The sequence below is a fragment of the Acinetobacter sp. YH12151 genome (genome assembly GCF_013418355.1).
GTDB classification, from domain to species: domain Bacteria; phylum Pseudomonadota; class Gammaproteobacteria; order Pseudomonadales; family Moraxellaceae; genus Acinetobacter; species Acinetobacter pseudolwoffii.
Map to the genome: position 1 here is coordinate 40,098 of NZ_VPCG01000013.1, position 12,921 is coordinate 53,018.

General features: G+C 43.6%; 10 protein-coding genes and 1 riboswitch. Of the genes, 6 read left to right on the forward strand and 4 right to left on the reverse strand.

The features are described 5' to 3' along the window. Window positions 1-64 precede the first annotated feature (64 nt). The 3 genes from FTU82_RS06880 to FTU82_RS06890 form a co-directional block, all read right to left on the reverse strand. A complete protein-coding gene (locus FTU82_RS06880; protein WP_005095772.1) occupies window positions 65-778 on the reverse strand; it encodes a glycerophosphodiester phosphodiesterase in 714 nt (237 codons plus the stop codon). Between the two features lie 142 nt (window positions 779-920). Then, the gene (locus FTU82_RS06885) at window positions 921-1,505 is read right to left on the reverse strand and encodes a cob(I)yrinic acid a,c-diamide adenosyltransferase (protein WP_180101174.1); all 585 of its coding nucleotides are present in this window, start codon (window positions 1,503-1,505) and stop codon (window positions 921-923) included. A gap of 79 nt (window positions 1,506-1,584) precedes the next feature. Then, window positions 1,585-3,480, reverse strand: a complete 1,896-nt coding sequence (locus tag FTU82_RS06890) for a TonB-dependent siderophore receptor (protein WP_180101175.1) — start codon at window positions 3,478-3,480, stop codon at window positions 1,585-1,587. Between the two features lie 36 nt (window positions 3,481-3,516). After that, window positions 3,517-3,728, reverse strand: a riboswitch (cobalamin riboswitch). Window positions 3,729-3,872: 144 nt separating this feature from the next. Between FTU82_RS06890 and FTU82_RS06895 the strand changes: the two genes are divergently transcribed. Next, a complete protein-coding gene (locus FTU82_RS06895) occupies window positions 3,873-4,517 on the forward strand; it encodes a phosphoribosylanthranilate isomerase (protein WP_180101176.1) in 645 nt (214 codons plus the stop codon). After that, on the forward strand, window positions 4,498-5,742 hold the full coding sequence (trpB, locus tag FTU82_RS06900) for a tryptophan synthase subunit beta (RefSeq protein WP_180040504.1): 1,245 nt from the start codon (window positions 4,498-4,500) through the stop codon (window positions 5,740-5,742). The genes FTU82_RS06895 and trpB overlap by 20 nt, the downstream gene beginning before the upstream one ends. Window positions 5,743-5,865: 123 nt before the next feature. Here trpB and FTU82_RS06905 read toward each other — a convergent pair whose 3' ends face one another. Next, a complete protein-coding gene (locus tag FTU82_RS06905) occupies window positions 5,866-7,506 on the reverse strand; it encodes an acyl-CoA synthetase (protein WP_180101177.1) in 1,641 nt (546 codons plus the stop codon). Between the two features lie 233 nt (window positions 7,507-7,739). Here FTU82_RS06905 and FTU82_RS06910 point away from each other — a divergent pair, with 233 nt between their 5' ends. The 4 genes from FTU82_RS06910 (at window position 7,740) to infC (ending at window position 12,909) form a co-directional block, all read left to right on the forward strand. Continuing rightward, entirely contained in the window at window positions 7,740-9,023 is a 1,284-nt protein-coding gene (locus FTU82_RS06910; protein WP_180101178.1) for a D-arabinono-1,4-lactone oxidase, read from the forward strand. A 12-nt stretch (window positions 9,024-9,035) separates the two neighbouring features. After that, complete coding sequence (locus tag FTU82_RS06915; RefSeq protein ID WP_180101179.1) at window positions 9,036-10,205, forward strand: alanine racemase; 1,170 nt, start codon at window positions 9,036-9,038, stop codon at window positions 10,203-10,205. 224 nt (window positions 10,206-10,429) lie between these two features. Then, window positions 10,430-12,352, forward strand: a complete 1,923-nt coding sequence (gene thrS, locus FTU82_RS06920) for a threonine--tRNA ligase (protein WP_005095787.1) — start codon at window positions 10,430-10,432, stop codon at window positions 12,350-12,352. Between the two features lie 59 nt (window positions 12,353-12,411). Then, the gene (infC, locus tag FTU82_RS06925) at window positions 12,412-12,909 is read left to right on the forward strand and encodes a translation initiation factor IF-3 (RefSeq protein ID WP_004647518.1); all 498 of its coding nucleotides are present in this window, start codon (window positions 12,412-12,414) and stop codon (window positions 12,907-12,909) included. Window positions 12,910-12,921: the final 12 nt, after the last annotated feature.

Genomic DNA, 12,921 nt, shown 5'->3' on the forward strand with positions numbered 1-12,921 from the left:
CTTGACATGAAATCGAGCTGTCTTAAATAAAACGATTTGAACTGATCAATAATCAGGCTGTTTTTTAGAGTTGCTGCAGCATCAGTTTTGGGTAATCGGTAATCAGCCCTTGAATTCCCCAATCACGCAGCTCTTTGGCTCGGCTCACATCATTGACCGTCCAGACACTGATATTCAATTCAGCAGCCTGGGTGGCCTGAATCAGGTCTTTGCTGGCCAGCTCATTCATCCAGCCAATATGACAGCAATCCAGTTCTAGCGCCTGATCAATCGCTTGATATTTTAGGTCGGTTTCGATGAGTAAACCGCGTTTTAGCCGGGAATTTTGCTGTTTGAAGGCTTGCAGGACTTTGGCATCAAAACTGGTAATGATGGCCGCCTGCTCATAGCCTTGCAGTTGCTGTGCAACGCCCAGTGCAATTTTCTCAGCCGCAGCTTCGGAATCGACACTTTTGATTTCGACTTCAATATGCTCAAAGTCTCGAATGACATTTAAGGTCTGATTTAAAAGGGGAGTGGCTTCGACTTTATTCCAGTCTGACCAGGTCACAGCATGATTATAGTGTGCAAGATCTTGACGATTGCATTCATATAAATGCTTTTGCAAACCTGTGGTTCGCACAAAATCATCATCATGCATGATGATTAAGGCATTGTCTTTGAGCTGACGCACATCAAACTCAACGGCGCGAATACCGATGTCTTGAATATATTGAAAACCGCCTAGGGTATTTTCAGGGGCTTCGCCACGTGCACCACGATGACCAATTATGCGCATAGACTGCCCATAAATTGAGAAGTTGATTTCATTGTATGCGTGCTATGTGACAAAAAGATGATAAGGCTTATTGTCGTCAGATGCACTGTAAAATCAAGATACATCTGACGCGTATTTTTAGATTTAGAATCAAGAAATAATTCTAGTTTTCGATGCTGTCATTGATATTTTTTTGCCACAGCACTTCTGAACCGCCCTCGCTGCGTTGCAAGGTGCGCGATGCTACAAATAGCCAGTCTGATAAACGGTTCAGCAGTTGTAGCGACGCTGTCTGAATATTCTGGTCGCGAGAGTGGACTGACATCACACTACGTTCTGCGCGGCGGCAGACTGCACGTGCTTGATGGGCAAGGCTACAGACCATGGTTCCCGCAGGTAAAATAAAGTCTTTCAGCATCGGTAAGCTTTCATTCATACGGTCGATATCATTTTCTAAAAATTCAATCGATACTGGTAAGACAAGATTAAAGCCGGGAATACAGACTTCACCACCTAAATCGAATAACCAGTGTTGAATTAAGCTAAGAGATTTATCCCACTTGGCTTTGTCCTCAATTGTACTTAAAGCAATGTGTGAGCGAAGTACACCAATCACGGCATTCAGTTCATCGACATCACCAAGCGCATCAATACGTAAGTCATCTTTTGGTACACGTGAACCATCACCGAGACCTGTGGTGCCTGAATCGCCTGTGCGGGTATAAATTTTACTTAAACGGTGACCCATATGAGTTCCTTGAAAATGCGTTAATATTAAAAAAGGATAATGTCTTATGACATTATCCTGAGTTTTTAGCTTGAGTGCATTAGTATTTAAATGTTACGCCTACAGAAGCTAAACGACCGCCATTGTTGTAGTACGAATTTGAACCGTTGTATGCAGTTTTAAACTTCACATCGCCAACATTTTCAATATTAGTAAATAATTTGATGTGTTGATTTAAATTCCAATAAGCATTTAAGTCTATAGTGGTGTAGCCAGGAACATTCGTTAATGGAGAGTTTTCGTCATCAGCAAAGTCTTTAGATTTTGATTTCGCAACAATTGATGTACTTAATCCATATACATCATTTTGAATACCTGCAGAGATCGTTAACGATTGTCTTGGACGGCGAATTAATTCAATGCCTGTATCTTCATTTTGCGTTTTGACGTAAGCATATTCACCACTTACAAACAGTTCATTATTCTGCCATTTAAGCCCCAATTCACCGCCCATCATTTTCGCTTTACTTGTGTTCACATAGGTAGATGAAGATGTTTGAGTCTCCTCATTCCAATCGGATACATAATCAATGAGATTTTTGACTTTGGTCTCGTATACTGAGGCAGATGTTGAGAAACCATAGGCTAAGTCTTGATCAATGCCAATCTCGAACGAAATGCTTTCTTCAGGTTCCAAGTTTGGATTGCCAGTAGTGATATAGGTAACAGGTGTTGGCTTAGTATATGTATCAATAAATGTACTTGCATAAAAAAGCTGATTGCCAGTCGGTGCTTTAAAACCAGTCCCGACATTGGTGTAAACACTGGTTTTGGCATTTAGGTTATATCGCCCTGCGAGTTGACCGACGACATGACTTCCAAACTTGTCATGATCTTCTAAACGTAAACCTGCTTGAGTATGCACTTTATCTGAATCGTAATTATGTTGTGCATAGTATCCAGTACTGTCTAAGTCCTGTTTTTGTCCCAAAATTGCATAACTTTCAATATTTGCTTTCTTTAAACTGGCACCCAAAAGAAAATGCTGTGTATTAGATAATTTCCATTTTGCACTTAAATCAGCTTCATCACGTTCAGTGTTAAATAGATAGCTATTTCCTGATCCCAATAACTCATCTTTGAAGTTTGAGTATTGTCCATTTAATAACAGGTTCGGTGAAACTTGAGCACTTGCTTTAGCAATAAGGACTTGGTTTAAAAAATTTTGTGAGCCGTAGTGGTAAACATTGGTTCCTTCATTTTCGCTAAAACTTAGGCTGGTACTGTATTTCTCTTTGTCGAGACCCAATTTCGCGCTATAACCTTTTTGGTCGTAGCCTGCATCTTCTTTTGCTTTATTGGTGACGGGAGTACCATCACTTTCAAGGCGCTGACCTTTAATTTGAGCATATACACCAGACTGATCTACGAAATCTGCACCAATTACAGATTTATACGTTTTATTCTCACCAATTTCATTTGTGAGTGAAAACCCAGTTTTTTTAGGTGTAGCAGAAATCACATTGATGACACCACCAATCGCATCTGTACCATACTGAACGGATGCAGGACCTCTTAAGACTTCAATACGTTGAATATCGCTTAAATCTATATAAGGAATATTAGAGCCACCATCTAGAGCGGTATTTAAACTGACGCCATCTTTTAAAAATAGAAGGTGCTTTGAATCTGTACCACGAAGGAACGCAGATGTCGTTTGACCAATACCACCTGATTGCACAATGTTAATAGATGCTTCTCTATTCAGTAGAGAACCTAAATCTGCAATAGGAGATTGTTGAATTTGCTGTTCGCCGATGACTGAAATCCGCGCAGGCACATTTTCAATCTTTTCTTCTGAACGTGTAGCTGTAATAACGATGGTTTCTAAAGATACTTTTGCAGTCGCTTGTTCTTGCGCAAAAACAGATGAAGTAGAACCCAACGCAAGTGCGATCGCACCGACCAAAGCAGTCGGTTGAAATTGAATAGACATAATGTGCTCCATACATTCACTTCCCCGTGAATGATTGAGTGAGAGAACACAACAAGCAGGTATCCGGACTTAAATGTGCAAAGCAGCGACTTTGCTGTATATCCACCTTCCCACATCAAGATGCAGTGGTGTAAACCGAAGAGTTTAAATTGATAGACGTTTCATTTTTTACCGTTGCGGGGGCAGTGCTGGATTTACACCAGCTTCCCTAAAGCCTGAAGGCTTGGACTTGCTGCAAAGTGAGCGCAGTATAAAGTCAGTATGAGTTATATACAATCTGCATAGAGAATAATCCGGATGAACTTTACGCAAGTCAGAAAAATTGCATTACAATGATTTGCCCCAATCTTATAGATTGTTCAATACATTGGTAGATCTAGAGCCAACATAATATGCGAACCCGTGCCAAAATTTGTGGAATTACCCGAGTCGAAGATGTACATGCCGTAGTCAATGCTGGCTGTGACGCGATAGGATTTGTATTTTATCCCCCGAGTCCGCGTCATGTCACTTTAGAGCAGGCTGAAATCCTGATCCGGGCGATTCCGGCGTATGTGCAGGCTGTAGGTTTATTTGTGAATAGTCATGCAGATGAAATTCAGGATATTCTGAAAACCGTTCCACTGGATATTTTACAATTTCATGGCGATGAAACACCTGAACAGTGTCAGGCTATCGCCCAGCAAGTCAGACGCCGCTGGTATAAAGCCATTCAGGTAAAACCTGATCTTGACGTAGTTGTAGAAATTCAACGTTATCAAGATGCAGGCGCGAGTGCAGTGCTGTTAGACGCATGGCATCCTGATCTGAAAGGTGGTACGGGCCACAGCTTCGATTGGGACACATTTCCCAAACTTGATATTCCCTTGATCTTGGCAGGCGGTTTAAATCCTGACAATATTGAACAGGCAATTCTCACCACACAGGCCTATGCCGTAGATGTGAGTGGCGGTGTCGAGTCCGCAAAAGGTATTAAAGACCAACAACTCATAGAACGCTTTATGCAAGGAGTCCATCGTGGATCAGCAAAATACTAGCCAGAACAGTCAGGCAGTTGACTATACCCAATTCCCGGATGAACGCGGGCATTTCGGTATTCATGGCGGACGTTTTGTGTCAGAAACACTCATGGCGGCTTTAGAAGACTTGGAAAAGCTCTACTTCCGTATGAAAGATGATGCACAGTTTTTGGCAGAATTTGACCGTGATCTGGCGTTTTACGTCGGTCGTCCGAGTCCTTTATATCATGCTGAACGATGGTCGAAAGAGTTGGGTGGTGCGCAAATTTATCTGAAACGTGAAGACCTGAACCATACCGGTTCACATAAGGTCAACAACACTATTGGTCAGGCCTTGCTTGCAAAATTGTCAGGCAAAAAACGTATTATTGCCGAAACAGGTGCCGGTCAGCATGGTGTAGCAACCGCCACAATTGCAGCACGTTTAGGTCTTGAGTGCGTGGTATTTATGGGCGCTGAAGATGTCAAACGTCAGGCCATGAACGTGTACCGTATGCGTTTGCTTGGTGCGACAGTTGTGCCTGTACAAAGTGGCTCTAAAACCTTGAAAGATGCCATGAACGAAGCCATGCGTGACTGGGTCACCAATGTCGATTCAACTTACTATGTGATTGGTACCGTGGCAGGCCCACATCCATATCCGCAGCTGGTACGTGATTTCCAGTCGATTATTGGCCGTGAAGCACGCCGTCAGATTCAGGAGCAAGCTGGTCGTCTGCCTGATGCCTTGGTAGCCTGTGTTGGTGGTGGTTCCAATGCAATGGGCTTGTTCTATCCATTCCTGAACGATCAAGATGTGCAAATGTACGGTGTAGAAGCCGCGGGTTTGGGTATTGAAAGCGGTAAACATTCAGCGCCATTGAATGCCGGTCATGTCGGTGTACTGCATGGAAACCGAACTTACCTGATGTCTGATAAAGAAGGTCAGATCATTGAAACGCATTCAATTTCTGCCGGTCTGGATTATCCGGGTGTGGGGCCAGAACATAGCTTCCTGAAAGATATGGAACGTGTGAACTATGTACCGATCACGGACAATGAAGCCCTACAGGGTTTCCGTGATTTAACCAAGATTGAAGGCATTATTCCGGCGCTGGAAAGCGCACATGCCATGGCTTATGTGTCTAAACTTGCACCGACCATGGACAAGGATCAAATCATTATTGCGACGGTTTCAGGTCGTGGTGATAAAGACTTGATGACTGTGGCACGTATTGATGGCGTGGAAATGGTTGAGATGTAACTGTTCTGATCAGCCTCTCCCTATGGGATAGGTTTGGAGAGGGTAAGTTAAAAAAAATCGTGCTAAGAAAACTTGGCACGATTTTTTATTGAGTAGATTTTGAAAAAATACACTGGTATGGAATTAAGAAAACTCACCTTCAGCGCGTTCTTTGGCCCATTCGCGTAAAACAAATTTCTGCAATTTTCCGGTCGAGGTTTTTGGAATTTCGGTAATCACAACATCTTTAGGCACTTTAAAACGCGCCAGATGCTGTTTGCAAAATTCTATAATCTCTTCCGCTGTTGCAGTTTGTCCTGCTTTGAGTTCTACAAAGGCACATGGTACTTCCTGCCAGCGTGGATCCGGCTTGGCCACAACAGCTGCCGTTAAAATGGCAGGATGTTGATACAGCACTTCTTCGACTTCTAGCGAGGAAATATTTTCCCCTCCGGAAATAATCACGTCTTTAGATCGGTCAGTAATTTTGGCATAGCCATCAGGCTGACACACGGCCAGATCGCCGGTATGGAACCAGCCACCGGCAAAAGCTTCTGCGGTCGCTTCCGGATTTTTCAGATAACCTTTCATCACGATATTGCCACGGAACATGATCTCACCCATGGTCTGACCATCATGCGGAACTTCCTGCATGGTGTCAGGATCAAGCACTTTCATACCATCTTGTAGCGGATATGGCACGCCCTGACGTGAATGCAATTGCGCCTGTTCCTGAATAGACAAATCACTCCAGCCAGCTTGTGATGCACAGAGCGCAGAAGGGCCGTAGGTTTCAGTCAAGCCATAGACATGTGTCACGTTAATTCCGATATTACGCATGCCTTCGATAATCGCAGCTGGCGGTGCAGCACCCGCGACCATCACTTCGACACGATGGTCAATTTTGGTCTTTTTCTCTTCAGGCGCGTTAATCAGCATCGACAGGACAATCGGTGCACCACAGAAATAATCGACTTTATGTTCAGCAATTAGTTTGAAAATCAGTTCGGCATCGACTTTACGCAGGCAGACGTTGGTTCCGCCGTTGGCCGCCATAGTCCATGCAAAGCACCAGCCATTACAGTGGAACAGTGGCAGTGTCCATAAATAGGTGGCACGCGGCATCATGCCACAAGCAATGATATTACTGGCGGCATTAATGTAGGCACCGCGGTGATGATAGACCACACCTTTCGGATTACCCGTGGTACCAGAGGTATAACTTAAGCTGATGGCATCCCATTCATCTTGAGGCAAATGCCAGTCAAAATTTGCATCGCCTTGGGCAATCCAGTCTTCATATTCGATTTGACCAATACGGCTGTCTTCACCTTCAAACTCTGCATCGGCCACATCAATCACATAGATCTCTTGTGAAACCAGCGCCAGTGCTTCGGTCGCAAGTGCAGTAAATTCAGGGTCGACCAATAAGACTTTGCTTTCAGCATGTTCCAGCATAAAGGCGAGAGTCTTGGCATCCAGACGGGTATTTAAGGTATTGAGTACCGCACCTGCCATCGGCACAGCAAAGTGCGCTTCAATCATGGCAGGGACGTTAGGCAGCAGGACAGACACGGTATCATTTTTACCGATGCCTAATTTTTGGAGTTGGTTGGCAAACTGACGGCAGCGATTGTATTTTTCACGCCAGGTAATGCGGCGCTGACCATGAATAATCGCATTTTGATTCGGATAGATATAAGCTGCACGATCTAGATAGCGTAAAGGTGACAAGGCTACAAAATTTGCGGGGGTACGCGGTAATTCATCGTATGCGCTAACCATGGTAAAACTCCGTTGTATCGTTATTTTCATATCCTTTTGAAAAGATATGCACTTCTTCGAAATCTTGCATTTATGCTTTAGTCGAGTAAATTAATATAAATTTTAAGTCATTGAATATTAATTAAAATATTTAGCCCTATTTGATTTTTTTGAACCCGTGGGTTCCCATATTTGATTTTTTAGGTATTTTACTCTAATTGAGTCAGTAAAATAATATGAGCCAGAGAATAATAATGAAAATACAACAGGCGAATGCAGTCTGGCGAAACTGGTCAGGGAGTCAGCACAGCGCTCCTCAAGTTTTTCAGCCCAGAGAAATAAGCGAATTACAAGGTTTGGTGAAGTCACAGGCAAAGATTCGTGCAGTAGGTGCGGGGCATTCATTTAGTGCTTTGGCTAAAACCAATGATGTGCTGCTTCATCTCGATCATTTAAAAGGTGTGGTGGCTTTGGATGAGGCAAAAGTTCAATGTACCGTGCACGCTGGTACGCGTTTATATGATTTAGGTGAATATATTGCCCCGATCAATCAAGCTTTACCCAATCAGGGTGACATTGATCAGCAAAGTCTGGCGGGAGCGATTTCCACGGGAACGCATGGCACCGGCATCGATTTACCCTGTTTATCTGCTTTTGTGGACGGTTTTGAATTGCTGACTGCAGATGGAGAGCTGTTGCAATGTAATCATCAGCAGAATACCGAGATATTTCAAGCGGGGCGTGTGGCGTTAGGTAGTCTGGGGATATTGACCAAAATTACCCTGCAAAATCGTCCGCGCTATAAATTAAAAGAACAGATTCGGCTGTGTCCATTAAAAGACATATTTGCGCATATCGATCAATGGAAACATCAGCACCGGCATATTGAATTTTGGGCTTTTCTTCATTCTGATCAGGTCATGCTAAAAACCCTGGATGAAACGAATGATGAAATTCAGCCAAGGCAGGAGAACTGGCCATCTGAAGATGCGTTATTGACTTTGTGTTCTGAATTGACCCGATTTATTCCTGCATCTAATCCTTATCTGCAAAAATTATTGGGTGTTTTTGTTAAACCGAGTTGTTATGTGGATTGGTCATCCCGGATTTTTCCGACTCCGCGTCAGACCAGATTTAATGAAATGGAATATCAGCTTCCGGTCGATTCCGGCTTGCAATGTCTGGAGGAGGTTTTAGCCACCTTAAGGAAGCAGAATGTGCCGATGTTTTTCCCGATCGAATTCCGTTATGTCAAAGCCGATGAGATCTGGCTGAGTCCTTTTTATCAGCGTGATTCGGTTTCGATTTCGATTCATCAGTTTTATAAACAGGATTGCCGAGCTATTTTCGATCTGGTCGAGCCGATTTTTCAGAAGTATCAGGGACGGCCACATTGGGGAAAGTTGCACAGCATGACAGCCGCTTCGCTACGTGATCTCTATCCGAAATGGGATGATTTTATGAGATTGCGCCAGCAACTGGACCCACAGCAAAAGTGGCTGAATCCGCATTTACAGCAGTTATTTTTGTCTGAATAGCAGGAGCGAATTATGCAATCGAAGTATTTTCAGCAACTGACCCAAGATTTGCAGCAGCAGGGAACTGGTACACCGCAACTGATTCTGGATCTGGCTCAATATCAGCAGAATCTGGAGATTGTACAGGCAAAAATCCCTGCGCAGCTCAAGCCGCGTCTGGTGGTGAAGTCTCTAGCCAGTATCCAGCTACTTAAACTGGCCAGTGAAAAGCTGAATACCCGACGATTTATGGTATTTCATTTACCCCATCTTTTAGAAATGATGAGAGCATTTGAACAGGCTGATATCTTGCTGGGTAAACCGATGCCAATTCATGCGGTACAAGGTTTTTATCAAAACGTTCCTGAACAAAATAAAGCAAATGATCAAAGCAATATTCAATGGCTGATCGATGACATAAAGCGCTTGAAGCAATATCTGCAATTCGCTCAAGAATCTAATCTTCAGTTAAATATCAATATTGAAATTGATGTCGGCTTACATCGTGGTGGGGTGAGTAGCCAGCAACAGTTAATAGCCTTACTCAAACTCATTCAGCAACATCCCGACGCTCTCAGGCTTTCGGGGTTGATGGGCTATGATGCACATGTCGCCAAATTGCCGAATATTTTGAAAAGCCCCGAAAAAAGTTATCAGCAATCGCAGCAGATTTATCAACAATATAAAAATACTATTCAGCAGCAATTCCCAGATTTATGGCGGGCAGATTTGTGTTTTAACGGTGGTGGCAGTCCGACCTTTATGCAGCATTGCCAGCAGAGTGTCTGTAATGATCTGGCTTTTGGCTCGATGCTGCTCAAACCCAGTGACTTCGATCTGGACAATTTATCCGCTTTAAAATGTGCGCTCTGGATTGCCACACCGATTTTAAAGGTATTGTCTTATAGCCAGATTCCGGGTCTGGAAATGCTGAATCATTTGCCGCATCGGCATAAAGCACTGTTTATCTATGGTGGCTATTGGCAGGCAGATTATATTTATCCTGAAAAAAGCCAGCCGCATCTGTTGTATGGTCGCAGTAGTAATCAGGAAATGCTTCAGGTACCTAGGCAATGCGATATTCATGTCGATGATTATGTGTTTTTAAGGCCGACACAAAGTGAAGCCATCATTCCACAATTTGCCCAGCTCTATGTTTATCGTGAGAGAACATTTATTGAGTGGCAGACTTTCCGGGAATAACCACATTTTGAATTAAAAGATGAGCCTAAGTCTTTAAAGATCAGGGAAAGATTTGGGAGTAAATCTGATTTTTATTGGGGAAAAGGTTTAATCATGCGGCCAAGCCGTGTAAAATTCGAATCGATTTTATTTATCCACCGTTTTTATCTTTTGAGGTTTTCCTCGATCATAATCTCGCGGTGACATGCTCCATGGTACGGGGCATCACTCCTTAAGGATTTCTTATGCCAATTATCACTTTGCCAAATGGCGATCAAAAACAGTTTGATCAAGCCGTATCTGTGATGGACGTTGCACTCAGCATTGGTCCTGGTCTTGCAAAAAATACCGTTGCTGGTCGTGTAAACGACCGTTTAGTGGATGCGTCTGATCTCATCACTGAAGATGCAACCTTACAAATTATTACGCCTAAAGACGAAGCCGGTGTCGAAATTATTCGTCACTCTTGCGCGCATTTGGTGGGTCATGCGGTTAAGCAACTGTTCCCAGAAGCAAAGATGGTCATTGGTCCGGTCATTGAAGAAGGTTTCTACTATGACATTTGGATGCCACGTCCATTCACATTAGACGACATGGCAGCCATCGAAGAGCGTATGAAAAAGCTCATCGATCAAGACTATGATGTTGTGAAAAAAATGACCCCGCGTGACGAAGTGATTGCAGAATTCACAGCGCGTGGCGAAGAATACAAATTACGCTTGATCAACGACATGCCTGAAGAAACACAAATGGGCTTGTACTACCATCAAGATTACTTGGATATGTGCCGTGGTCCGCACGTTCCAAATACCAAATTCTTAAAATCGTTCAAGCTGACTAAAATCTCGGGCGCTTACTGGCGCGGTGATGCGAAAAACGAACAATTACAACGTATTTATGGTACAGCGTGGGCAGACAAGAAACAGCTTGCAGCTTATGTAAAACGTATTGAAGAAGCAGAAAAACGCGATCACCGTAAAATTGGTAAAGCGCTAGACTTGTTCCATATGCAAGAAGAAGCACCGGGTATGGTGTTCTGGCATCCGAACGGCTGGACCATTTACCAGGTACTTGAACAATACATGCGTAAAGTTCAGCAAGACAACGGCTATGAAGAAATCCGTACCCCGCAAGTGGTTGATTTCACGCTGTGGGAAAAATCAGGACATGCTGCCAACTATGCAGACAACATGTTCACCACGCATTCTGAAAACCGTAACTACGCGGTTAAACCAATGAACTGTCCTTGTCACGTACAAGTGTTCAACCAGGGTTTAAAATCATACCGTGATCTTCCGGTACGTCTGGCAGAATTTGGTTCATGTCACCGTAACGAGCCATCAGGTTCTTTACACGGCATTATGCGTGTACGTGGCTTTACCCAAGATGATGCGCATATCTTCTGTACCAAAGAACAGATTGGGCCTGAAGTTGCAGACTTTATCAAATTGACACTCGACGTATACAAAGATTTTGGCTTCGAAGAAGTACAAATGAAATTATCAACACGTCCTGAAAAACGTGTCGGTGATGACAAACTTTGGGATATGGCTGAAAAATCTTTAGCAGATGCTTTAGATGCTGCGGGTCTTGAATGGGAGCTTCAGCCGGGCGAGGGTGCATTCTATGGTCCAAAGATTGAATTCTCTCTGAAAGACTGTCTGGGGCGTGTCTGGCAGTGTGGTACCATTCAGTGTGACTTTAACTTGCCAGAACGTTTAGATGCGTCTTATGTCACAGAAGATAACGACCGCGATCAGCCAGTAATGTTACATCGTGCAATTCTTGGCAGTTTTGAACGTTTTATTGGTATACTGATTGAACACTACGCAGGTTTCATGCCACCTTGGTTGGCGCCGATGCAAGCGTGTGTGATGAATATTACCGATTCTCAGGCAGAAGCATGTGAGTCAGTTGTCGCAAAACTTAAAGAAAACGGTATTCGTGCAATTTCTGACTTGAGAAATGAGAAAATCGGCTTTAAGATTCGTGAACGTACTTTAGAGCGTATTCCTTACTTACTGGTACTTGGGGACCGTGAAGTTGAAGAAGGTACAGTAAACGTCCGTACCCGCTCAGGAAAAAATTTGGGTACTATGTCAATCGATGCTTTCGTTGACCTAGTAAAAGCAGCCGTTGCCGAACGCGGCCGGTACATTGTGGAGTAACAGCGATTAAACAGCCTGACCGTAATCAACAGGGCGGTAACAAATCAAACCGTCCTGCCTTGAATGATGAAATTCGTGCGAAAGAAGTCCGTCTTGTAGACGAAAATGGTGAGCAAAAAGGGATTGTAAGCTTAGCTGAAGCCCTGCGCGCAGCAGAAAGTGTGGAACTTGATCTTGTCGAGATCGTAGCCAATGCTGAGCCACCAGTATGTAAGATCATGGACTTCAACAAGCATTTGTTTGATCTTAAGCAAAAGCAGAAAGAAGCGAAGAAAAAACAACATCAAGTCCAGGTGAAAGAAATCAAGCTACGCCCGGGTACTGATGTTGGTGATTACAACGTAAAACTACGTGCAATCATCAAGTTCCTTGAAGAAGGTAACAAGGTGAAAATCACCCTTCGTTTCCGTGGCCGTGAAATGGCGCACCAACAGTTGGGTCTGGCTCAATTGCAAAAAATTGAAGCTGACGTGGCTGAATTCGGTACTGTTGAACAGATGCCGAAAATGGAAGGCCGTCAAATGGGTATGCTGCTTGGTCCTAAAAAGAAAAAGTAAGCACTCATGAAG